Source organism: Halomonas borealis (assembly GCF_004798905.1).
In the GTDB taxonomy this organism is placed as follows: Bacteria; Pseudomonadota; Gammaproteobacteria; order Pseudomonadales; family Halomonadaceae; genus Halomonas; species Halomonas borealis.
On the sequence record NZ_SDMO01000001.1, the window covers coordinates 17573 to 40278 of the forward strand.

Below are 22706 nucleotides of genomic sequence, written 5' to 3' on the forward strand. Positions count from 1 at the left end.
CCGATGAGCGGACCATTGGACGGCGTGGTGGTACTGGACCTCTCCCGGGTGCTGGCCGGGCCCTGGGCCGGTCAGTTGCTGGCCGACCTGGGGGCCCGGGTGATCAAGATCGAGCATCCCGAGCGTGGCGACGATACCCGTGGCTGGGGCCCGCCATGGCTCGACGGCGAGGGTGACGCCGAACGGCTGGCCGCCTACTACCTGTGCGCCAACCGCGGCAAGCAGTCGCTGGCCGTGGATATCGCCACCCCACAGGGGCAGGCCCTGATCCGGGAGTTGGCGGTCGGGGCCGATGTGTTGCTGGAGAACTTCAAGGTCGGCGGCCTGGCCCGCCATGGCCTCGACCACGCTAGCCTCAAGGCCGTTAACCCGCGGCTGATCGGCTGCTCGATCACCGGCTTCGGCCAGGACGGCCCCTATGCCCATCGCGCCGGCTACGACGTCATGATCCAGGCCATGGGCGGGCTGATGAGCCTGACCGGCGAGCCCGGCGGCATGCCGATGAAGACCGGCGTGGCGATCACCGATGTGATGACCGGGCTCTACGCCACCGTGGGCGTGTTGGCGGCGCTGCACGAACGCCAGCAGGGCGGGCGTGGTCAGAACGCTTCGGGGCGCCACATCGATGTGGCACTGCTCGACGTCCAGCTCGCGACCCTGGCCAACCAGGCGCTCAATGCGCTGGTGTCGGGGCAGGATCCCCCGCGTCGCGGCAACGCTCATCCCAACATCGTGCCCTATCAGGCCTTCGCCTGTGCCGACGGTCACCTGGTGCTGGCGGTGGGCAACGACGCCCAGTTCGCGCGACTGGCCGGGTTGCTGGGCCATCCGGAGTGGGCCGAGGATCCGGCCTTCGCCACCAATGCCGCCCGGGTCGAGCATCGTGACGAGCTGGTCGCGAGGATCGCCGCGGCCTTCCTGGCGCGTCCGCGTGATGCCTGGCTCGCCGACCTCGAGGGCCACGCTATCCCCGCCGGGCCGATCCATGGCCTCTGCGAGGCCCTCGCCGATCCCCAGGTGCAACATCGCGGCCTGTCTCGCTTCCTCGAAACGACCGACGGCCGTCGCGTGCCTCAGCTGGCCAATCCGCTGCGCTTCGACGGCGAGAGCGCCACCGCATCGACGCCGCCGCCGGGGCTTGGGCAGGACAGCGATGCCCTGCTCGCCGAGATGGGGCTCACCGCGGCCGATATCGACCGGCTGAGGAGGGCGGGGGTGGTCAGGTGACCCCAGCAGGTGTCGTCAGCGTCTCGAGCGTTACGCTCAGGTGAGATGATTGTCCCAGCTGAGGGCGAGGTGCTCGAGGCGCTCGGGAGGCGCGCCATCGGCGGCCACGCGATAGAAGTCGCCCCGTCCCGATGAGACCCAGAACCCGCCCTGGCCGTCGGCCAGGGCGCCGGCGGCGTCCGGTAGGGCGTGGCTGGCCACCAGCCGGCCGTCGCGGCTGTCGATCAGCACCACGCGATGGCCGCGAGGCGCGGTGACCAGGACGCGAGGGGCGTCGCGGGCCACGGCGATGCTGGCGGTGTAGTGACGCAGCTCGTCGGTGAGCCCATCGGGCAGAGCGATCTCGCCGACATCGCCACCCGGCCCGCGGCGCAGCAGCAAAGGGTGGCGTTCCCAGGCCGGGCCCTGGAACTGGTAGCCGGCGATCAGCGTGCCGTCGGCGCCCACGTCGAGGTGTCGGCAGCTGAGTTGGGGGTGACTCGGCGCATGGCGCTCGAGGACCTCGCCGCTCACGCGATCGACCATCAATAGCGCCGGCGCCATGTCGTCGAGGTTGAGCTTGACCCGACCGTAGTCGGGGTGGGTGCGGATGCCGCCGAGGCCGACCGCCAGGGTGGCGCCATCGGGCATCAGTCGTAGCTCATGGGGACCGATGCCCTGCAGGTCGAGCTCGGTGTGGTGGGCATAGTCGCGTTGGGCATCGAAGACGTGAATCAATCCGGCTCCATCCGCGATGCGATTGACGGTGGCGTAGAGGTGGCGACCCTCCGGCGAGAACACCCCGTGGCCGTAGAAGTGATGCCCGGCCGGGGCCTCGATGCGGGCGAGCTCGCGCCTCGCCGTGGTGTCGATCACGTGCATCGAGCGCCCCGGGCGGCGCGCGAACAGCACCGCCTGGGTCCGCCCGGGGCGCCGGCAGCCGCCATGGCAGCGTTCCGAGACACCGATCCGGAAGCGTTCGCCGGTGGCCGGCACATAGCCCAGCACGCGATGCCCCTCGGCATCGTCGGCGGCGCTGAACAGCCAGTCGCCGGCCGGGCCTTTAGCCGCCAGGCCGAGCCCCGGCAGGCCCAGCGACGTCAGGCCGATGAGGCCGGCCTTGAGCAACTCGCGTCTAGCGGGCATGTCAGTCCCCGTCGCTGGCGTTGAAGCCGCTGACCAGGCCCAGCTGGCCGGCGATCCGTTGGCCCAGCCAGCTCAGCTGGCCGATCTCGACGTAGAGCCCCTGCAGCTCGGCGAACGCCTCGGGGTCGTCCAGCGATGGGGCCAGGCCCGGTGCCATGGCGGTGGCGCGCTGGCGAGCCGCGTCGAGGGTCGCGGCGAAGTCGTCGGCGAGTTCGGCCTGTCCGCCCTCGGCCAGCAGCGGGCGCAACCCGGGCAGGAAGCTGTCCTGGAGGCCGGCCAGGCTGGCCGCGATCAGCCGCACCGAGCGGCCACTGCGCCAGGCCTCGGCGCGGTAGCCGTTGGCCGGGGGGCCGGCCATGCCCAGCGGTTCGGCCAGGCGCTTGTCCTCCAGGGATTCGAGGGTCTGCAGGCCGGCCTGGAGGGTGGCGGCGGTGTAGCTGTCGGTGCCGCGGTAATGATCGCCGAAGGCTTGCCAGTCACGCACCAGGGCCGCGCCGGTGTCGGCCAGATGGCCGCTGACCGATTGCAGCAGGCCACAGGCCTGGGGGGCCGCCAGCGCCTCGGAACTCGCCAGGTGCTCGTCGAACAGCAGGTACTCGAGGGCCGGGAACCCCTGCACGGCGACGCTACCATCGGCGATGGCCTCGATGCTGGGCGGCGTGTCGGCACGCAACCAGGCCTGTACCTTGCGGCCGACCAGGTTCTTGGTGTCCGGCCAGAACTGTAGCTGCCAGGCGCGGCTGCGTTGCTCGATGGGGCCGAAATCGACGAAGCGCACCGCCTGCCAGGCCTGGTAGGCATCCAGCCAGTCGTCCTCGAGGCGGGCGCGGTGCTCGCGGCCAGGGGCCTCGCAGTAGGCGTGGGCGCTGGTCTCCAGTCGTGCCCCGGCCTCGGCGAGCAGCGCATAGCGGTCGCCGATGGCCTGGTGCCAGCGGGCCCGGGCATCGGCCGAATCCTCGGCCAGCAGTGGCGAGCCGGCCAGGGTCAGCGCCGCCAGGCCGAGGCGGCCGAGCCGCTGGATCAGGGGGCGATAGGGCATCACAAGGACTCCAGGAACTGAATCAGTTGATCGCGCCGCGCCGCCGGTAAGGCGCGGTAGTCGTCGGTGGCCGGTTCGGCCTCGCCGCCGTGCCACAGGATCGCTTCTTCGAGGGTGCGCGCGCGGCCATCGTGCAGGAAGCCGGCCCGTGGGCTGACGGCCTGGGCCAGGCCGATGCCCCACAGCGGCGGGGTGCGCCACTCGCGGCCATCGGCCTCGAACTCCGGGCGGCCATCGGCCAGCGCCTCGCCCATGTCGTGGAGCAGTAGATCGCTATAGGGCCACAGGGTCTGGCCGGCCAGGGCCGGGCGGGCGGCATCCTCGGCGGTACGCTGGCGCGGGGTGTGGCAGCCGGCGCAGCCCAGCGTGTTGAAGGTCTCGGCGCCGGCCTGCACCGCCGGGTCGTCGAGGCGGCGGCGCTGGGGCACCGCCAGGCTGCCGGCGTAGAAGGTCACGAAATCGGCGATCTTGTCGCTGACCTCGGGGACGCCGCCGTGGGGCGCGGCATCGCAGCCCTGGGCGGGCATGCAGTCGGTATGGGGCACCAGGGTCGAGGTCAGGCCCATGTCGCCGGCGAAGGCGTGCAGGTTCTGTTGCTCGATGCTCGGCTGCCCGGCCTTCCAGCCGAAGCGGCCGACGACGGTCATGTCGCGTTGTTCGTCCCAGACCCGATTGACGCGCCCGGAGAGGCCATCGCCGTCGACATCTTGGGGGTCGGCGGCGGCCTCGAGGCGCGCGGCGGGGATGGCCTCGAGCAGGCCCAGGCCGATCATCGGTGGGGCCACGCGCGGTGAGGTGAGCAGTGCCTCGGGGAGGGGGCCGTAGGCCGGCGCCAGGATCCGGTAGTCGGGTACCCGGAGCGCGACCTCACTGCCGTCATCGAGCGTCACCGTGCGTTCGACGTAGCTCAGGTGCATCTCGGCCTCGGCCCGCATGCCGGTGATGGCCGCGGTCTGGAGCTGGGTGCCGTAGTGGGGGACAGGGTGGACCCCGACACGGCGCAGGGTCTCGGGGGCGGCGCCCTCGTCGGGCAATGACAGGCGCAGGAACAGCGATACCGCGCGCTCGTCACCGCGCGGCGGATGGCCGCGGCCATCCTTGATGTGACAGCCCTGGCAGCTGTTGGTGTTGATCAGCGGGCCCAGTCCATCCCGGGCCTCGGTGCTGGCCGGGGCCTCGACCCAGGGGTTGCGGAAGAAGCTGTTGCCGACGCTGAAGTCGAGCCGCTTGGTCATCGAGAGGTTATCGAGCGGTAGCGAGTAGGCGTTGTGGTCGTCCTGGGCCACCGAACCATCGCCGCCGCTGTCGGGCGTGGTCTGGATGGGTGGCGCCTCGGCGGCGGTTGCCCCGGCCAGCGTGATGAAGAGCGGGGCGGCGACCAGAGAGCACAGGGAAGGGCGGAGTCGAAACATGGGCGGGCCTGATGCGAAACGACAGGGGCCGCCGCCGGTGGTGCCGGCGGCGGCCGCAGGGGCATGATGCCGGGTGTCAGAAACGGTGGCCGGCGTCGTCGGGTTGCAGGTGCGTGACGCCGAGGGTGCCGGCGACCCGCTCGATGGAACCGGTCTGATTGACCAGCGCCAGGATGGCATCGTTGATCAGGGCGGCACCGGTGTCGTTGCCCGGCGCGATCATCATGTCGAAGGTCATCGGCGACGAATCGGCCTCGGCGGCCTGTTTTAGCTCGCCGAGCTCGCCCATGGTGGCCTCCAGCTGAGCGCTCAGGGTGGCATCGAGCTCGGCGTCCTCGGCGGCGACCAGGTCGGAGAGCGAGGGGCCGCTGAGCGTGCTGCCGTCCAGGCGCTCGTAGTTGCCGGTGTAGACGTTCTGTATGCCCTGGCCGTTGTAGAAGTGCGAATTATGGGTGTTGTCGCTGAAGCAGTCGTGCTCGTCCTCGACGGAGTTGGCGGCCAGGGCGACTTTCATGCGCTCGCCGGCCAGCTCGCCCAGCGACAGCGAACCCATGCCGAACAGCATGCGGCGAAGGCCCTCGGAGGCGGGCTCGGCGAGCAGCGCCTGACGGTAGTTGTCGTCCTGTCCCGGGGCCCACTGGTTGGCCATCCAGGCGAGGTCCGAGACGAGCAGGTCGGAGACCGCGTCCAGGTAGTCGCGGCGGCGATCGCAATGGCCGTGGGTGCATGCCTCGCCGGTCAGGTAATCACTGACCGGACGCTCGCCGTTGCCGGCCTCGAATCCGTGGCGATCCTGGCCCCACAGCAGGAATTCGATGGCGTGATAGCCGGTGGCCACGTTGGCTTCGGAACCACCGATTTCGTTGAGATCGGCCAGCAGCTCGGGGGTAAGCTCGCTCACATCGAGGGTCTCTCCGCCGATCTCGAGTGAAGTGCTGGCGACCAGGTTGGCGGTGGCGCCGGCATTGCCCAGCTCGTGCTGGTAGTCGCTGGCGGCGACATAGTCGATCAGGCCCTCGTCCAGGGGCCAGGCGTTGAGCTGGCCTTCCCAGTCGTCGACTACCGGGTTGCCGAAGCGAAACGCCTCGCTCTGTTGATAGGGCACGCGGGCCCGGCGCCAGGCTTGGCGAGCCGCGGCCAGCGTCTCGGCCGTCGGCGCCTCGAGCAGCTCGTCGAGGCGGGCGTCGAGGGTCCGGGCGGCGGTCAGGGCATCCTGGAAGGTGGCCTGGGCCAGGTCGGCATAGTGGGTCACCACCTGCGGGGAGGTGGCGCCATCGGCGGCGACGGCGCCGAGCGGCAGCAGGGCGGTGAGGGCGACGGCACGGCGCAGGGGGCGCAGGGCAAGCGGGGTCGGCATCGCGGCTTCCTTTGTTGATTGGCGTTGGTGAGTCTCCGACCAAGGATAAGCGAAATCGCCTCGAAATGTTAATGAGACGATCTCTCATTTGTTTTTGTATTTCGCCGCGGTGTGCCTTCCCGCCGACTCAGCGTGGCGAAAAGCGCCGATGGATGCCGGTCTCGGCGATCATCCGCGTGGAGATCTCTTCCACCGAGAAGCGCGTGGTATCGATGAAGGGGATGTGCAGGTGCCGGTAGAGGGCCTCGGCCTGCTCGACCTCCTGGAGGCACTGGTCCATGGAGCTGTAGCGGCTATTGGGACGGCGTTCGTGGCGGATCGCCGCCAGCCGGCGCGGGTCGATGGTCAGCCCGAACAGCTTGTGGCGATGCTTGGCCAGGGCGCGGGGCAGCTTGAGGTTGCCGTTGTCGTCCAGGTCGTCCTCGGTGAAGGGGTAGTTGGCGGCGCGGATGCCGAATTGCAGGGCGAGATACAGCGAGGATGGTGTCTTGCCGCAGCGCGAGACGCCCACCAGGATGATGTCCGCTTGGTCATACTGATGGGTCCGCGCCCCGTCGTCGTTGTCCAGGGCGAAGTGCACCGAATGGATGCGATCCATGTAGACATCGTCGCTGCCGATGGCGTGGGTGCGGCCCACGCTGTAGGAAGAGTGGGTGGCTAGTTCCTGTTCCAGCGGCTCGAGGAAGGTCGAGAAGATGTCGACCTGGAAGCCCGGAGCGTTGCGGATCACGTCACGCACGTTCTGGTCGACGATGGTGTCGATGATGATCGGCGTGTTGCCATCCTTGACCGCGGTCGCCTGGATGACCTCGACCAGGCGTCGGGCCTTGTCGACGCTGTCGATGTAGGGCTTGGTGAGCATGCGCATCTCGACATTCGCGAACTGCGCCAGCAGGCTGCGACCCAGGCTCTCGGCGGTGATGCCGGTGCCATCGGAAATGAAGAAGGCGGTGCGTGTCATGAGGCTCGCTCGGGCTGGGAGGATGACGTCATTGTCGAGTCTCGCGCGAGGGGAGACAAGCGCGACTACAGGAAACCCCGGGATCGTCGAATTGTTGTAAAAAACCTCCAGTGACTTAGCTGTTAGACCAATGGCGAATATGGAGGGCCCTTGGTAGAGTGCGGCAGCATCTACTCATAGCACTGAGTCATGTGCTTGCCGGTGTCGGTTTCCAATCCTAAGGGGGTTTCGTGGACGATTACATTCAGTGGTTCGATCAGCTGGGCATGGGCGACGTCGAGCGTGTCGGCGGCAAGAACGCCTCGCTCGGCGAGATGATCTCCAACCTGGCCGAGGCCGGTGTCACCGTGCCCGGCGGTTTCGCCACTACCGCCCACGCCTACCGCGAGTTCTTGTCTCACGAGGGCCTCAACGAGCGTATCAATCAGGCGCTCGCCACCCTGGATGTGGATGATGTCGCCGAGCTTGCCCGGGTGGGCGCCGATATCCGCCAGTGGGTGATCGATACCCCGCTGCCGCCGACCTTCGAGGCCGCGCTGCGCGAGAGCTACGAGCAGCTCCTCGCCAAGCACCCGAACCTCAAGGCCGCGGTGCGCAGCTCGGCTACCGCCGAAGACCTGCCGGATGCCTCCTTCGCCGGCCAGCAGGAAACCTTCCTCAACATCGAAGGCTTCGACAACATCAAGCGTGCCGTGCACGAGGTGTTCGCCTCACTGTTCAACGACCGGGCGATTTCCTATCGCGTTCACCGTGGCTATGCCCACGAGAACGTGGCGCTGTCCGCTGGCATCCAGAAGATGGTGCGCTCCGAGACCGGCGCTTCGGGCGTGATGTTCACCCTGGACACCGAATCCGGTTACCGCGATGCGGTCTTCGTCACCGCCTCCTGGGGCCTGGGCGAGACCGTGGTGCAGGGCGCGGTGAACCCCGACGAGTTCTACGTCCACAAGTCGACCCTGGCCGCCGGTCGCCCGGCCGTGCTGCGGCGTAATCTGGGCTCCAAGCTGATCAAGATGGTCTACACCGAGGACGCCAGTGCCGGCAAGTCGGTCGAGACCATCGACGTGCCGCTGGCCGATCGCACACGTTTCTGCGTAGATGACGAGCAGGTCATGGCGCTGGCCCGGCAGGCCGTGATCATCGAGCAGCACTATGGTCGCCCGATGGATATCGAGTGGGCGATGGACGGCGACGACGGCAAGCTCTACATCGTCCAGGCGCGTCCCGAGACCGTGGTCTCCCAGCAGGAGGGAGGCAAGCTCGAGCGCTTCCATCTCAAGGAAAAGGGCCGCACCCTGGTGACCGGCCGCGCCATCGGCCAGCGTATCGGCAGCGGCGCGGTCAAGGTGGTATCGAGCCCCGACGACATGGACAAGATCCATGCCGGTGACGTGCTGGTCACCGACATGACCGACCCCGACTGGGAGCCGGTCATGAAGCGGGCCTCGGCGATCGTCACCAACCGCGGTGGGCGCACCTGCCACGCGGCGATCATCGCCCGCGAGCTGGGCATTCCGGCGGTGGTCGGCTGTGGCGATGCCACCCAGACCCTGACGGATGGCCGTGAGGTCACCGTGTCCTGCGCCGAGGGCGATACCGGGCATGTCTACGACGGCCTGCTGGCGTTCGATCGTAAGGTCACCAGCGTCGATGCGATGCCCGAGATTCCCTTCAAGATCATGATGAACGTGGGCAACCCGGACCGGGCCTTCAGCTTCGCCAGCCTGCCCAATGCCGGCGTCGGCCTGGCGCGCCTGGAGTTCATCATCAACCGCATGATCGGCGTGCATCCCAAGGCGCTGCTCGACTACGCGACCCTGTCGCCGGACCTGCAGCAGACCATCGACGTGCGTACCGCCGGCTATGACGACCCGGTCAGCTTCTACGTCGACAAGCTGGTCGAGGGCATCTCGACCCTGGCGGCATCCTTCTACCCGCAGCGGGTCATCGTGCGGCTGTCGGACTTCAAGTCCAACGAGTACGAGAACCTGATCGGCGGCAAGCTCTACGAGCCGGGGGAAGAGAACCCGATGCTCGGGTTTCGCGGCGCCTCGCGCTACCTGTCCGAGGACTTCCAGGACTGTTTCGAGCTGGAGTGCCGGGCCATCAAGCGCGTTCGCGAGGTGATGGGCCTCGACAACGTCGAGATCATGGTGCCCTTCGTGCGCACCACCGAGGAAGCCAGCGGCGTCATCGACCTGCTGGCCGCCAACGGGCTGCCGCGTGGTGGCGACGCCGATCCCCAAGGGCTCAAGGTCATCATGATGTGCGAGCTGCCGGCCAACGCCCTGCTGGCCGATGAGTTCCTCGAGTACTTCGATGGCTTCTCCATCGGCTCCAACGACATGACCCAGCTGACCCTGGGGCTCGATCGCGACTCCGGCATCGTCGCGGGGCTGTTCGAGGAGCGCAATCCGGCGGTCAAGAAGCTGCTGTCCATGGCCATCCAGGCCTGCAAGGCCCAGGGCAAGTACGTGGGCATCTGCGGCCAGGGGCCCTCGGATCATCCGGACCTGGCCAAGTGGCTGATGGAGCAGGGCATCGATTCCGTGTCCCTGAACCCGGATGCGGTGCTCGAGACCTGGTTCATGCTGGCCGGCGAAACGCTGGAGTGATCGCCGCCTGAACGCCAAGCGTGATCGGACGACACCCGGGCCCAGGCCCGGGTGTCGTCGTTGGTGCCTGTCCCGGGTGAACGAACAGGCCGCGTGCCCGATGCGCAAGCACGGTGCCGGGCGCGAGTCGAAGCCCGATGCTCGGACGATGAAGCCCACAGCGGCGCGGGCTTTTGGCATCATGGGCGGTCGAATGTCTCGAGGAGCCACCCGATGGCGTATTTCATGGTGATGGGTGGGCTGGTACTCGCGGTGTGCGTCGGCGCCGGATGGACGACATGGCGCATCATCCGCTGGGCATGGACGGGGGCCACTCGCGGTGCTTCCGGCAAGCGTTCGCGCGGCAAGTCGGCCGGGCAGGGCAGGGCCGCCTCCCGGAAGCCTTCGACCAAGCAGGCGTCCGCCAAGGCGACGCCTAGCCAGAAGGGGCGGGGCGCCGCCGCATCACGGCGAGACAAGCCCGCGCAACCGTCGTCACCCTGGCGGCTGACGATGGCCCTGGCCGGACTGCGTGGCGCCTGGCCGCTGGCAATGCTGGCGGGGGCGCTGTATGGCGGCGCTCGACTAGTCGCGCATGGCATGGCCGCCCGGCCACAGTCGTTGCCCGAGGCCTTCCTGGCGCTGGTCGAGGCACTGGGATGGGGGGCCGCGGGGCTGTGTGGCCTGGCGCTAGTCGGCCTGTTGGCCACCTGGCGCTGCCGACGCGGATAAGCGCAACGAGCCGCCGGGCGGGGCCGTCCGCGCCTGGCGGTCGGCCAGACGCAAAGACGCCGGGCGTGAGCCCGGCGTCCGGTTGCCGCGTGTTCGTTCTGCGGTTTAGAAGCGCATACCCGCCGAGGCGGTGAAGGTGTCGATCTGGTAGTCGCTGTCGAAGTCATAGCGCTCGTATTCGGCACGCACCAGGAAGGGCTCGAAGTTGAACTGTGCGCCGACGCCATAGACCGGGTCGGTGCCGTCGTTGTCCTTGAGATCCAAGTTGGCGTCGCCGAGGTTGCCGTCGACGTCGGTTTCCCACTGTGCCATGCCGGCCTTGGCGAAGGCGGTGAACCAGGACGTGATCGGCAGCTGGCCGACTAGGTTGACCCCGTAGGCTTGGGATTCGAGATCGGTATTGCCGATGTCGTTACCCTCAAGGCGAGTATGGCCCAGGTCGGAATAGAAGACCTCGGTGGCGAAGTAGGGGTTGAACTCATAGCCGACGAAGCCCTTGAAGACGTTGTCGTCGTCGTCGACCTCGAAGTCGTCGGAGCCGGATTCGATGAAGCTGTCGACCTCTTCCTGGTCGTTTTCCAGCGAGCTGAAGCCGGTGCCGACGCCTAGGTAGAGACCGTCGGTATCCGCGGCGAGCACGGCAGGGGACACCGCACATAGGCCGGTGGCGACGGAGGCGGTGAGCAGAGTCTTGAGTTTCACGGGCATCTCCTTGTGGGCGATACCGGGGACTCGAGCGCCGCGCCGCGGCGTCGTCGAGCGTCCTGCCGGATGACGCGGGCTGTGACATGGGTGAAAAAAGTAATCCGAATATTTTAAAAAGAACACCGTTCGACATCAAGGCGAGAGAGCCGCCGGGCGAGTTTTCGTTGTCGCGTTCTGGCGACGCAAAAAAAGCGCCCCGCATGAGGCGGGGCGCTTCGGTCGTCGACGGCCCGCCGGGCGGCGGGCCTACGATGTTGCGAGCATCGGTGACGAAGGTGGTGCTCAGGCTTCCTGAGACACCGGGATCACGTTCGAGGCGGCGTTCTGGAACTCCTCGATCTCGTGAAAGTTCATGTAACGATAGATCTCACCGGCCATGGCGTCGAACTCGCTCATGTAGCGACGGTATTCGCTGACGCTTGGCAGGCGGCCTTCCACGGCGGCCACGGCGGCGAGCTCCGCGGACGCCAGGAAGACGTCGGCGCCGTCACCGAGGCGGTTCGGGAAGTTGCGCGTCGAGGTGGAGACCACGGTGCTCTTGGCGGCGACACGGGCCTGGTTGCCCATGCACAGCGAGCAGCCCGGCATCTCCATGCGCGCCCCGGCGCGGCCGTAGATGCCGTAGTAGCCTTCGGCGGTCAGCTGGTGCTGGTCCATCTTGGTCGGCGGTGCCAGCCACAACTTGGTCTTCAGGCTACCCGCGGGCTGCTTCTCGAGCAGCTTGCCGGCGGCGCGGAAGTGGCCGATGTTGGTCATGCACGAGCCGATGAACACCTCATCGATGGACCGGCCGGCGACCTCGGAGAGCAGGCGGGCGTCATCGGGATCGTTCGGCGCGCAGAGCACCGGCTCTTTGAGCTGGTCGAGGTCGATCTCGATCACTTCGGCGTATTCGGCATCCTGGTCGGCGCGCATCAGGCTCGGGTTCTCGAGCCATTCTTCCATGGCCTGGATGCGGCGCTCGATGGTGCGCCGGTCGCCGTAGCCGTTGGCGATCATCCACTTGAGCAGGGTGACGTTGGAGGTCAGGTACTCGGTGACCGAGTCTTCACCCAGGGTGATGGTGCAACCGGCGGCGCTACGCTCGGCGGAGGCGTCGGAAAGCTCGAAGGCCTGCTCGACGGTGAGGTTCTCGAGGCCCTCGATCTCCAGCACGCGGCCGGAGAAGGCGTTCTTCTTGCCGGACTTGTCGACGGTCAAGAGGCCTTCCTGGATCGCGGCATGGGGAATGGCGTGAACCAGGTCGCGCAGGGTGACGCCGGGCTGACGCTCGCCCTTGAAGCGCACCAGCACCGATTCCGGCATGTCCAGCGGCATCACGCCGGTGGCGGCGGCGAAGGCCACCAGGCCGGAGCCCGCCGGGAAGGAGATGCCCATCGGGAAGCGGGTGTGGGAGTCGCCGCCGGTGCCCACGGTATCGGGCAGCAGCATGCGGTTCAGCCAGCTGTGGATGATGCCGTCGCCCGGGCGCAGCGAGACGCCGCCGCGGTTCATGATGAAGTCGGGCAGGGTGTGGTGAGTCTCCACGTCGACCGGCTTCGGGTAGGCGCTGGTGTGGCAGAAGGACTGCATCACCAGGTCGGCCTGGAAGCCCAGGCAGGCCAGATCCTTGAGCTCGTCGCGGGTCATCGGGCCGGTGGTGTCCTGGGAGCCCACGGTGGTCATCTTCGGCTCGCAGTACATGCCCGGGCGCACGCCGTCCATGCTGCAGGCCTTGCCGACCATCTTCTGGGCCAGGGTGAAGCCCTTGCCGGTGTCGGCCGGCTGCTCGGGCAGACGGAACACGTCGGACGGCGCCAGGCCCAGGGATTCACGGGCCTTGGCGGTCAGGCCGCGGCCGATGATCAGCGGGATGCGCCCGCCGGCGCGCGCTTCATCGAGCAGCAGCTGGGTCTTGAGCTCGAAGGTCGACAGCACCTCGTCGGTGGCGTGCTTGCAGACCTTGCCTTCATACGGGTAGACGTCGATGACGTCGCCCATGTCGAGCTTCTCGACGTCCAGCTCGACCGGCAGGGCGCCGGAATCTTCCATGGTGTTGAAGAAGATCGGGGCGATCTTGCCGCCGAAGCAGAAGCCGCCGGCGCGCTTGTTCGGCACGTTGGGGATGTCGTCGCCGAAGAACCACAGCACGGAGTTGGTGGCCGACTTGCGGCTGGAGCCGGTGCCTACGACGTCGCCCACGTAGACGACCGGATGGCCCTTGGCCTTCACTTCCTCGACCTGCTCGAGCGGGCCGGTCTCGCCGGGGGCCACCGGGGCGATGCCGTCGCGCTCATTCTTGAGCATGGCGTTGGCGTGCAGCGGAATGTCCGGACGCGACCAGGCATCCGGCGCCGGGGACAGGTCGTCGGTGTTGGTCTCACCAGGCACCTTGAACACGGTCAGGGTGATCTTGTCGGCCAGCGCCGGCTTGGACAGGAACCACTCGGCCTCGGCCCATGACGCGATGACGTCCTTGGCCACGGCGTTGCCGGCGTTGGCGCGCTCTTCCACGTCGTGGAAGGCATCGAACATCAACAGGGTGTGCTTGAGCTGTTCACCGACCTCGTGGGCGAGGGCCGCATCGTCCAGCAGCTCGACCAGCGAGACGATGTTGTAACCGCCCTGCATGGTGCCCAGCAGCTTGACGGCGTGGATGCGGTCGATCAACGGCGACTCGGCCTCGCCCTTGGCGATGGCGGTCAGGAAACCGGCCTTGACGTAGGCGGCCTCGTCGACGCCCGGCGGCACGCGGTTGGTCAACAGGTCGAGGATGGCCTCTTCCTCGCCGGCCGGCGGGTTCTTCAGCAGTTCGACCAGGGCAGCCGTCTGCTCGGCGTTCAGCGGCTTCGGCGGAACGCCCGCCTGGGCACGCTCCTCGACATGTTGGCGATAGGCTTCAAGCACGTGGTGGCCCTCATTGGTTAGTGGTGGCCGAGCGCCTCGCGGCGGCGGTGACGCCTCGGCGAAACGCTCGGCACGACTGAATCGGCACGGTCAACGGTGGCGCTATTCTAGGAGAAACTGTCGACAATGTTAAGAATGCCGGCCATGCGGGGCTTCGAACTTTGGTCTCTGGTCGGGTTCGAGCGGCGGTGGGGTGCCAGTGGGCGGGTGTCACGTTACCATGGTGAGACCTTGATCAACGCAGAGGAGCGGCCGATGGCGGGACGTGTTGCCTCGCCCTGTGTGGGGCTGTGTTCGACCACGGTGGGCGATCGTGTCTGCCGGGGATGTCAGCGCATCGACGACGAAATATGCGACTGGCCGGCCTTGGATGGCGAAGCGCGCGCGCGGCGTATGGCCGAACTGGATGCCCTGCGCGCAGACGTGGCCGGCCGCCACCTTCGGGTGGTGGATGCCGACGCTCTCGAGGCGCAGCTGGTGCGCCACCGCATCCGTTTCCGGGCCGAGCAGCCGCCGCTGTCGCGGGCGGTGGAGCTATTGCGTGTCGGGCGTGACCGTATCCGCGACCTGTCGCGTTACGGCCTGCTGCCTGTCGAGCCGCTCGATGCCGCCGCCTTGCATGCCCGCATCGCCGCCGATCTGCGCGTTGCCGCCGAGGCGCGCCGCGAAGCGCATGCCTCGCTTCCTTGACCCGCTTTCCTGATTCCCTGACACCGCCGGACGCCTCGATGACCGCCATTGCCCAAGCCCCCGCTGACCTGCTGCCCGAGGGGCTGCTCGAATTCCTCCGTTGCCCGACGCCCGATGCCTGGGTCGGCTGGGCGCTGGATAACCCCGAATTGCTGCTGATCGACCACGCCCAGTGCGAGAAGAAGGCCGCATCGACGGCCATGAGCCTGCTCTATCGCTACGTCGATCGGCCCTTGCTGCTGACCAAGATGAGCCAGCTGGCGCGCGAGGAACTCCTGCACTTCGAGCAGGTGGTGAAGCTGATGGAGGATCGGGGTATCGCCTATCGCCACCTGACGGCCTCGCGCTATGCCGAAGGCCTGCGCCGCCACCTGCGCCCCGAGGACCCGCATCGGCTGGTCGACATCCTGATCGTGGGCGCGCTGATCGAAGCGCGCAGCTGCGAGCGTTTCGCCCGTTTGATCCCGCACCTTGACGATGAGCTTGCCAAGTTCTATCGCAGTCTGGTTAAGTCGGAAGGGCGTCACTATGAGGATTACCTGATGCTGGCGAACCAGGCTTCCCCGAGTGCCATCGAGGATCGGGTGGCCTTCTTCGCCGCGCGAGAAGCCGAACTGATCGCCATGCCGGACACGGCATTTCGTTTTCACAGCGGCGTGCCTGCTTGATTCGGGGGCGCCGCCCAGCAGGATCTCATCATCATGCGGGATGCTTCCGACGCCGTGACCCGTGACGAACAAGATCGCCTGGCTCTCTTTGGTCACTTTTCGCTGAGCCTGGGCGACGATGCGCTGACCCATTTCAGCTATGACAAGGTCAAGGCGCTGCTCGTCTACCTGCTGCTCCACGAGCAGCCGGTCAATCGGGCGACCCTGGCCGAGCTGCTGTGGCCCGACCAGGGCCTGTCTTCCGGTCGTACCAACCTGCGCCATGCCTTGCATTGCTTGCGCCAGTCGTTGGGCGAGCAGGCCGAGGAGGTGCTGTCGGTGTCGCGTCAGACCATCGCCTTCGAGCTGCCGGCAGACTGGTATTTCGACCTGCATGAGCTCCAGGCGATGCTCGAGGCGCCGGCCGGGGTCGCGACCCTGGGCGAGATCCTGGAGTGCTATCAAGGCGATCTGGTCGAGGAGCTTCAGCTCGGCGCCTGCGCCGATTTCCAGCGCTGGCTGGTGCAGATGCGCAACGAGTGGCGTCAGCGCGTGATCCGTTATGCCGAGTCGGTGCTCGAGCAATCGGAGCCGTTGCCTGATGCGCTGCTGGAGACCCTGGTCAGCCGCTTCTCCGGCTACGGCCCCTTCCACGAGCGCCTGGTACGCCAGCTCGCCGAGAAGGGCCAGCTGGCGGCCGCCCATGAGCAATACAGCGCTTACCTGCAGCTGTTGGCGCTGACCGGGCAGCAGCCGGATCCCGCCTTCCTGCAGCTGGCCCGCTACTGGTCCGACGACTCCCCCGGCGAGGCGGCCGGTGCCGGCTTCTCGCGCACCCTGGCGGCGGACAGTACGCCGCTGCGTGACGATGAAATCGAGATGCGTCAGCTTTCGGTGATGGCGATTCGCCTGAACCTGGATGCCGATCTTTCCACTCGAGGCGAGACGCGTGCCTGCCTGGCACTGCAGGTCGAGCTGATGCGCTGGCTCGAGCAGCAGTGTCACCATCTGGGTGGCTTCTGGTTGCCCGGTGCCGTCGGCGGCATCGGCCTGGCCTGCTTCGGCACTCATGGCCCGGCGCACCAGCTCGCCGAGCTGGTGGCGCTCTATGAACACTGCCAGCGGGCGTTGTCCGATGAATGCGCCCGCTACTGGAGCGGAGAGGGCGAGCCGCCGGGGATTCGCCTGGCGGCCGGCCTCAACAGCGGCCAGGTGGTCTATCTGCCGGAGCGCAAGCTGGTCGATCCGCTGGGCGAGGTCACCCAGGGCGCGCTGGAGCTGATGTCGGCGTCCCAGGGCAGCGAGCTGGTGATCTCCCAGCAGGCCAGCCAGCACATGCCACCGGCGCTGGACCTGCAGCCGCGGCTCTCCTCGCGGCTGGTGGCGAGCGACGGCCGGGTATGGCTGCGGGCGCTGGTGCTGGGCGCCAACGAAGGCGGCCGCGAGGCGATGCCGCCGAGCCTGATCGGGCGCGAGGCGGCGCTGCGCACGCTACGCGACGCCCTGGCCCGGGCCGGCATCGGCCTGCGTCAGAGCGTGCTGGTGCGTGGTCCTTCGGGGCTCGGCAAGTCGGCGCTGCTGGTGGGCTTTCGCCATCTCGAGCAGAGCCGCGAGGCGCTGATCTGCTGGCAGCCGATGACTCGGCTGTCGATCCAGGAACCCTATGGGGTGGCTCGTCAGCTGCTGAACTGGCACTTCGAAGAGGCCTTCGATGCCGAGTGTCTGGCCACGCTGTTGCCCGAGACGCTCGATGACGAGCAGCGGCTGCTGCTGGAGGAGGCGCTGGGTGTCCGTGAGCCACGCGAGATGACCATGCTCACCCAGAGCGGCGAAGTGGCGGAGCTGGTGGTGGGGGTGTTGCGGCGCCTGATCGAACGCGTCACCGACGCGTGCACGCTGGTGTTGATGGTCGATGACCTGCAGTGGCTCGACGAGCCCTCCTTCAAGGTGCTGGCCGGGCTGCAGGCGCGCCTGCCGATCAACTGCCCCTTCCTGATGGTGGCCAGCCACCACGGCCGCGAGGCGCTGCCGGCCAAGCTCGACTGGGACCAACAGGTCACCCTGGGGCGCCTCGATCCCATGCAGTCGTCGCGCTTGCTCACCCAGCTGGCGCGTCGCTACCGGTTGCATCTCAGCCCGCGCCTGCGCAGCCAGATCGTCGAGCGTTGCGACGGGGTGCCGCTGTATCTTCAGGAAATCTGCCGCCGCGTCGACATGGATCGCCGCGAGGGTCGTCATATCGAGCTAGACGAATTGCCGCGCGGCCTGCTCGGCCTGCTGGCCAGCCGCATCGACCAGCTCGATGGCGATCGTGACGTGGCTCATGTGGCGGCGGTGCTGGGGCGGCGCTTCCGGCTCGATTTCCTCGCCGAGTGCAGCGACCGGGAGATGCCGCGGCTGCATGCGGCGCTCGAGCAGATGACCCGCCTGGAAATCATCGAGCCGGTCGATGAGGCAGGCGAAGGGCGCGAGTACCAGTTCACGCACCAGCTGTTGCAGGAGGCGGCCTACCTGTCGTGCCCACGAGACGTGCGGGTGGCCCTGCATCGTCAGGTCGTGGGGCTGATCGAGGAGCGTTTCCCGGTGTGGATCAGCCGCCACCCGGGCGAGTTCGCGACTCACTTGCGGCGCAGCGGCCATTATGCCCGTGGCGCACGCTACTTCGAGCTGGCGGCCCGGGAGGCGCTCAAGGTGAGCGCCAACCGTACTGCGTTGCGCATGGCAGACTTCGGGCTGGCCAGCCTGCGCCAGGTGGAAGACCAGCAGGAGCGCGAGATCAGCCTGCACACGGTGCGCGGCCAGGCGGCCTTCGCCCTGGAGGGCCACGGCTCGCCCACCGCCCATGAGAGTTTCGTGCGGGCTCGCGAGCTGCTGGCCTGCGCCGACGAGGTGCCGGAGGACAGCGAAGACCTCGAGCAGGCCTTCCTGGTCAAGTGGGGCCTGTGGGTCGGCTGCAGCCAGCGCAACGCCCATGCCGACGCCTTCCTGCTGGCCTCGCGGCTGGCCGATCTGGCGGCTCGGCTGGAGGACCCGCGTTATCAGCGGCTGGCTGACTTCGCGCGCGCCAGCTGCGAGTACTGGGCGGGTCGCATCCAGCAGGCGCATGAGCATCTCGAGGAGATCGACCCGCTCAATGCGCCGATGATGATCGAATGGTTGCCGTTCTCCGACCATCCCCAGGTGGCGGCGACCTGTTTCCAGAGTTGGGCGCTGTGTCTGCGTGGCGACTACCATCGCGCCCAGCAGCAGATCGAGTCGGCGCTGCGCCTGGCCGAGCGCATCAATCATCCGGGCAGCCTGGCCATGGCGCTGATGTATGCCGCCGCCCTCTACCGTCAGGTGGGGCACGTACAGTTGGCCGCGCAGCGCGCCGAGCGTGCCTACGAGATCACCAGCACGCCGGACCTGCAGCTCTGGCAGGTCTCGGCGCGGCAGGTGCTGGGCTGGCAGCGGGCGCTGTCCGGCGACCGCGAAGGGCTCAAGCGTATCGAGGCCTGCCAGGAGGAGTTCGCCGAGGTCACGGGGCGCGATCCCTATCAGCGGCCTTCGCTATGGTGGGTAGACGCCTGCACCTCGCTGGGCGAGCTGGCACGCGCCGAAGACTATCTCGATCAGTGCCTGCTGATCGCCCGCGAGCGGTCCACGCTGTTCGTCGCCGAACTGGCGGTGGAGCTGGCCCGGGTGCGTCACCGCCTGGGGCATGCCGCCGAGGAGGTGCGGGCGTTGATCGACCAGGGCCTGGAGCAGGCACGGGGCGATGGTAACCTGCATCAGCAGCTGAACGCCCTGGAAGCCTGGCTGACGTTGGTCGACCCCCGAGACGAGGCGGCGCGCACGGCCTTCCGCGGGCTGCTGGGCGAAGTCAGCCACAGCGATGCCCCGGTGCTGGCGCGCTGGCGGACCCTGTTGGATCGACGGCTGCCGCACACCGCCGACCTGGAAGGCTGACGCCTCACACCCCAGCGGCGAACGACGACGCCCGGCGAGGCTCGCAAGACGAGCGTCGCCGGGCGTTTGTCATGCACTGGCGGGTGGAGGCGGTATCGGGCGAGGCTCGAGCGAGGCGCGCTCAGGTCGTCACCTCCAGGGCGGCGATGCGCGCCAGCGCCTGGTCGCGGTGTTCGCCGCACAGCTCGCGATCGAAGTCGAAGCGAGCGCAGACCGCCGGTCGTTCAGGCTGACCGAACAGCCGGCACAGGTTGTCGTCGTCGAGCTGGGCGCAGCGCATGCCCGCGGGCTTGCCGTCCGGCATGCCGGGAATCGGCGAGCTGATCGATGGTGCGATGCAGCAGGCGCCACAGCCCGGGCGGCAGCCGTCGACTGGGTCGGGCACGCTCATGGGCGTGCCTCCGCCAGCGCTCCCTTATCGATGCCCTCGAAGGCCTGGACGCGTGTGGTGCGGCCGGTCTCGCCGGCGATCTCGCCGGCCAGCCAGGCGGCGATGTGTTCCACCGTGGTCGGCGTAGGAAGCGTCATGCAGCGCTCTCTCGGCAGGGTCAGGCTGAAGCGGCCCTGTTCGGCGGTGTAGCGGCTGGTCAGGCGGCCCGCGAAGGTCGCGTCGAGGCCTTCGCTGACGTCGGCCTCGTCGACCAGATAACGATCCGCCAGCCGTGAGGCCCAGTCGGCCTCGAGCGCAGGACACCGCTCGCCACCCTGCCAGATGTGCAGGCGTGAGCGGTGCCCATGGGCGATGCGCTGACAGTTGCCGGCGTGGCGCTTGAGGCCGTGGCTATAGGTGTAGCCGGGGCCGTCGATGGGCTCGTCGGCGAGCGTCAGACGGATCGCCTCGACCCGGGGCGGCGGTTGGCGAGTGAGGGTGGCGGACAGGTGCTCGGCCAGTCGTTCGGCGGTGATGGCCGGCCAGGGCAGCAGCGTGAAGGCGTGGCGCGGACCGCGGACCTCGAACGGATAGGGCGCCTCGGCGCGCACGCAGAGCCCTTCCGCGGCATCGTGCACGCTGATGCCGGGCGCCTGGGTGGGCACCAGCAGGGTGTGGTCGGGTCCCTGATCGATCCGCGACTTGATCCACGGCTTGACCTCGCCGAAGTCGAACAGCATGCCATCCTCGCCGAGTGGGCCATCGAGTTCGGCGTCGACGCGCCAGCTGGCGCCGATCAGCCCACGTTCGGGGCACCATAGCGAGGCATCCAGATGGGTGAGGCGGTTAACGAACAGCGTCATCAGTCGATCCCGGTGATCTTGTGGGTCTGCAGCGAGAGGCGCCACTCGGGGTGGTTCAGGCAGTAGGCCACGGTGTCGGCCATGGTGTCGTCGCCGCCCAGCGGCGCGCTGTCCATCGGCTGCAGGAAGAAGTGGGGGAAGTCCAGCGCGGTGAAGCGTTCGGGCGGCGCGTCGTGTTGCGGATAGACGAGCTTGAGCTCGTCGCCGCGGGTCTGCACCAGGACCGTGTCGCCCTTGGGGCTAACGCACAGCCAGTCGATGCCCGGCGGCGCCGGCAGGGTGCCGTTGCTCTCCACGGCGACGTCGAAGCCGCGTTCATGCATGGCCTCGATCAGTGCCTCGTCGAGCTGCAGCAGCGGCTCGCCGCCGGTGAAGATCACCTGGGGCGTGGCGCTACCCGGGGCATCGGGCCACAGCGCGGTCAGGTGGTCGGCCAAGGACGCGGCCTCGGCGAAGCGTCCGCCATGCTGGCCGTCGGTGCCGCGGATGTCGGTATCGCAGAAGCGGCAGGCCGCGGTGGCGCGATCGGCCTCGCGACCGGACCACAGGTTGCAGCCACTGAAACGGCAGAACACGCTGGCGCGCCCGACCTGGGCCCCTTCGCCCTGCAGCGAATAGAAGGCCTCCTTGACGCTATACATCGGTGGTGTCCTCGGGCGGCTGAGTGTCGGCGGCGGGCCGCTGTGCATAGCTCAGGGGATCGACGGCATCATTGGCCGCGAAGGCCGCCAGCCGCTCGCGGCAGCTGCCGCAACGGCCACAGGCAAGCGCCTCGCCGCGGTAGCAGGTCCAGGTGTTGGCGTAGTCGAGCCCCATGGCCAGGCCGTCGGCGAGGATCGCCTCCTTGCCCGCGCGCAGGTAGGGGGCATGCAGGGTCACCGGCTCGAAGTTGGCGATGCCGGCCACCTCATTCATGGCCTCGACGAACTCGGGGCGGCAGTCCGGATAGAGCATGTGATCGCCGCCATGGGCGCCGTAGTCGACGCGGTCGGCACCGATGTTGACCGCCTTGGCGATGGCCAGCGACAGCAGCACCATGTTGCGATTGGGGACCACGGTGGCCTTGAGGTTCTGCTCGGCGTACTCGGCGTCGGGTAGCTCGCGTCCCGTGTCGGTCAGCGCCGAGGCATCGATCAGGCCATGGATGGCGGTGATGTCGACCACCTGGTGGGGCACGCCGAGGTCGTGACAGACCTCGCGGGCGGCCTCGAGCTCTCGGGCATGGCGCTGGCCGTAGTCGAAGGACAGGGCGTGGACGTCACGGCCCTCGCGCAGGGCGCGGTGGAGCACGGTGAAGGAGTCCATGCCACCGGAGTAGATCACGACGGTGGCCGGTGCGGGGGATGCTGACATGGGGATCCTATGGGCGGAGAATTTGTCTGTTCGTCGCGTGCGACGAAACCTTGGCCGGGGTCCGGTCCGGCAGGGGCGCACAGTGTACGTGACCGATGGGACAGGCGCCAAGCTCGCCACGGGGTGGACAGAACCCGGGGCTTCGGGGAAGCTGGGAGTCACCCCCAAGGCCTCCAGCACAAGGAATCGGCATGGCCACCATCGAACATCGCGCCACCCTCGAGGCGCCCCCCGAGCGCGTCTTCGCCCTGCTCGAGCGAGTCGAGGACTTCGTCGACTATTCGGACCTGATCGAGCGCATCGAGCCGCTGGGGGAGGGGCGCTACCGCTGGCACGTGAAGGCGGTGCGCATGGACTGGACCTTCGAGGTGGCGATCACCGAGCGTCGTGCGCCCGAGGCGCTGGCCTGGGAGTCCCTCAGCGGCGTGCAGAACCGCGGCCGCTATCGGCTGACGCCGGTGCCGGAAGGCACCGAGGTCGAGCTGACCCTGGAATACGAGATTCAGAGCCGGTTGGTCGACAAGGCGGTCAAGCGGGCGGTGACGCCGCTGGTCAATCGAGTCAGTCAGCAGATCCTGGATCGCGTCGCCGCCAGGCTATAGCCCCGCAGCACAGCGTGTGCTGCCGGGGCTGCCTAAGCTTTGTCTGACAAGTCGGCGGGCGAAGGATCGGGCAAGGCCCGTCCCCCTGCGGAGCTGCACACCTCCCACCCTGATGTGGGTTCCAAGGCAAGGATCGGCGAATAATCGGCATTCACGAGCGCTAAACGAGCATTTTTAGCCGACTGTCGACGCCGT

General features: G+C 68.0%; 18 protein-coding genes. 7 read left to right on the forward strand and 11 right to left on the reverse strand.

Annotated features, from left to right (window positions below):
• Positions 1–3 precede the first annotated feature (3 nt).
• On the forward strand, positions 4–1227 hold the full coding sequence (locus ETC07_RS00100; protein ID WP_136246513.1) for a CaiB/BaiF CoA transferase family protein: 1224 nt from the start codon (positions 4–6) through the stop codon (positions 1225–1227).
• 36 nt (positions 1228–1263) lie between these two features.
• Here ETC07_RS00100 and ETC07_RS00105 read toward each other — a convergent pair whose 3' ends face one another.
• From ETC07_RS00105 to ppsR, 5 genes are all read right to left on the reverse strand, one after another.
• Positions 1264–2352: a DUF1513 domain-containing protein gene (locus ETC07_RS00105; protein WP_136246514.1), complete on the reverse strand. Its 1089-nt coding sequence runs from the start codon at positions 2350–2352 to the stop codon at positions 1264–1266.
• Between the two features lies 1 nt (position 2353).
• Positions 2354–3391 carry an imelysin family protein gene (locus tag ETC07_RS00110; RefSeq protein ID WP_240724513.1) on the reverse strand — a complete coding sequence of 346 codons (1038 nt, stop codon included), beginning with the start codon at positions 3389–3391 and terminating at the stop codon, positions 2354–2356.
• On the reverse strand, positions 3391–4803 hold the full coding sequence (locus ETC07_RS00115) for a di-heme oxidoreductase family protein (RefSeq protein WP_136246515.1): 1413 nt from the start codon (positions 4801–4803) through the stop codon (positions 3391–3393). Before ETC07_RS00115 ends, ETC07_RS00110 begins: the two co-directional genes overlap by 1 nt.
• Positions 4804–4879: 76 nt before the next feature.
• Positions 4880–6160 (reverse strand): imelysin family protein, encoded by a 1281-nt coding sequence (locus tag ETC07_RS00120; RefSeq protein ID WP_136246516.1) that lies wholly within the window; start codon positions 6158–6160, stop codon positions 4880–4882.
• A gap of 127 nt (positions 6161–6287) precedes the next feature.
• Entirely contained in the window at positions 6288–7121 is an 834-nt protein-coding gene (gene ppsR, locus ETC07_RS00125) for a posphoenolpyruvate synthetase regulatory kinase/phosphorylase PpsR (protein ID WP_136246517.1), read from the reverse strand.
• 230 nt (positions 7122–7351) lie between these two features.
• On the opposite strand from ppsR, the gene ppsA reads away from it, so the two are divergent.
• Positions 7352–9736 (forward strand): phosphoenolpyruvate synthase, encoded by a 2385-nt coding sequence (gene ppsA / locus ETC07_RS00130; RefSeq protein ID WP_136246518.1) that lies wholly within the window; start codon positions 7352–7354, stop codon positions 9734–9736.
• Positions 9737–9949: 213 nt separating this feature from the next.
• Entirely contained in the window at positions 9950–10447 is a 498-nt protein-coding gene (locus ETC07_RS00135; RefSeq protein WP_136246519.1) for a hypothetical protein, read from the forward strand.
• Between the two features lie 105 nt (positions 10448–10552).
• Here ETC07_RS00135 and ETC07_RS00140 read toward each other — a convergent pair whose 3' ends face one another.
• Positions 10553–11149, reverse strand: a complete 597-nt coding sequence (locus tag ETC07_RS00140; RefSeq protein WP_205742476.1) for a porin family protein — start codon at positions 11147–11149, stop codon at positions 10553–10555.
• A gap of 285 nt (positions 11150–11434) precedes the next feature.
• Positions 11435–14038, reverse strand: a complete 2604-nt coding sequence (acnB, locus tag ETC07_RS00145) for a bifunctional aconitate hydratase 2/2-methylisocitrate dehydratase (RefSeq protein WP_136246521.1) — start codon at positions 14036–14038, stop codon at positions 11435–11437.
• 255 nt (positions 14039–14293) lie between these two features.
• Between acnB and ETC07_RS00150 the strand changes: the two genes are divergently transcribed.
• The 3 genes from ETC07_RS00150 to ETC07_RS00160 are packed head-to-tail and all read left to right on the forward strand — an operon-like array spanning position 14294 to position 19323.
• Positions 14294–14728, forward strand: a complete 435-nt coding sequence (locus ETC07_RS00150; protein ID WP_136246522.1) for a DUF1289 domain-containing protein — start codon at positions 14294–14296, stop codon at positions 14726–14728.
• 38 nt (positions 14729–14766) lie between these two features.
• Entirely contained in the window at positions 14767–15396 is a 630-nt protein-coding gene (locus ETC07_RS00155) for a MiaE family protein (RefSeq protein ID WP_136246523.1), read from the forward strand.
• 33 nt (positions 15397–15429) lie between these two features.
• The gene (locus tag ETC07_RS00160; protein WP_136246524.1) at positions 15430–19323 is read left to right on the forward strand and encodes an ATP-binding protein; all 3894 of its coding nucleotides are present in this window, start codon (positions 15430–15432) and stop codon (positions 19321–19323) included.
• Between the two features lie 121 nt (positions 19324–19444).
• On the opposite strand, the gene ETC07_RS00165 is transcribed toward ETC07_RS00160, so the two are convergent.
• The 4 genes from ETC07_RS00165 to queC are packed head-to-tail and all read right to left on the reverse strand — an operon-like array spanning position 19445 to position 21909.
• Positions 19445–19714: a YkgJ family cysteine cluster protein gene (locus ETC07_RS00165; RefSeq protein ID WP_136246525.1), complete on the reverse strand. Its 270-nt coding sequence runs from the start codon at positions 19712–19714 to the stop codon at positions 19445–19447.
• The gene (locus ETC07_RS00170; RefSeq protein WP_136246526.1) at positions 19711–20556 is read right to left on the reverse strand and encodes a 6-pyruvoyl trahydropterin synthase family protein; all 846 of its coding nucleotides are present in this window, start codon (positions 20554–20556) and stop codon (positions 19711–19713) included. The genes ETC07_RS00165 and ETC07_RS00170 overlap by 4 nt, the downstream gene beginning before the upstream one ends.
• Positions 20556–21197: a 7-carboxy-7-deazaguanine synthase gene (queE, locus tag ETC07_RS00175; protein WP_136246527.1), complete on the reverse strand. Its 642-nt coding sequence runs from the start codon at positions 21195–21197 to the stop codon at positions 20556–20558. Before queE ends, ETC07_RS00170 begins: the two co-directional genes overlap by 1 nt.
• A complete protein-coding gene (queC, locus tag ETC07_RS00180; protein ID WP_136246528.1) occupies positions 21190–21909 on the reverse strand; it encodes a 7-cyano-7-deazaguanine synthase QueC in 720 nt (239 codons plus the stop codon). Before queC ends, queE begins: the two co-directional genes overlap by 8 nt.
• A 191-nt stretch (positions 21910–22100) precedes the next feature.
• Here queC and ETC07_RS00185 point away from each other — a divergent pair, with 191 nt between their 5' ends.
• Positions 22101–22511 carry an SRPBCC family protein gene (locus ETC07_RS00185; RefSeq protein ID WP_136246529.1) on the forward strand — a complete coding sequence of 137 codons (411 nt, stop codon included), beginning with the start codon at positions 22101–22103 and terminating at the stop codon, positions 22509–22511.
• The last annotated feature ends 195 nt before the right edge of the window (positions 22512–22706 follow it).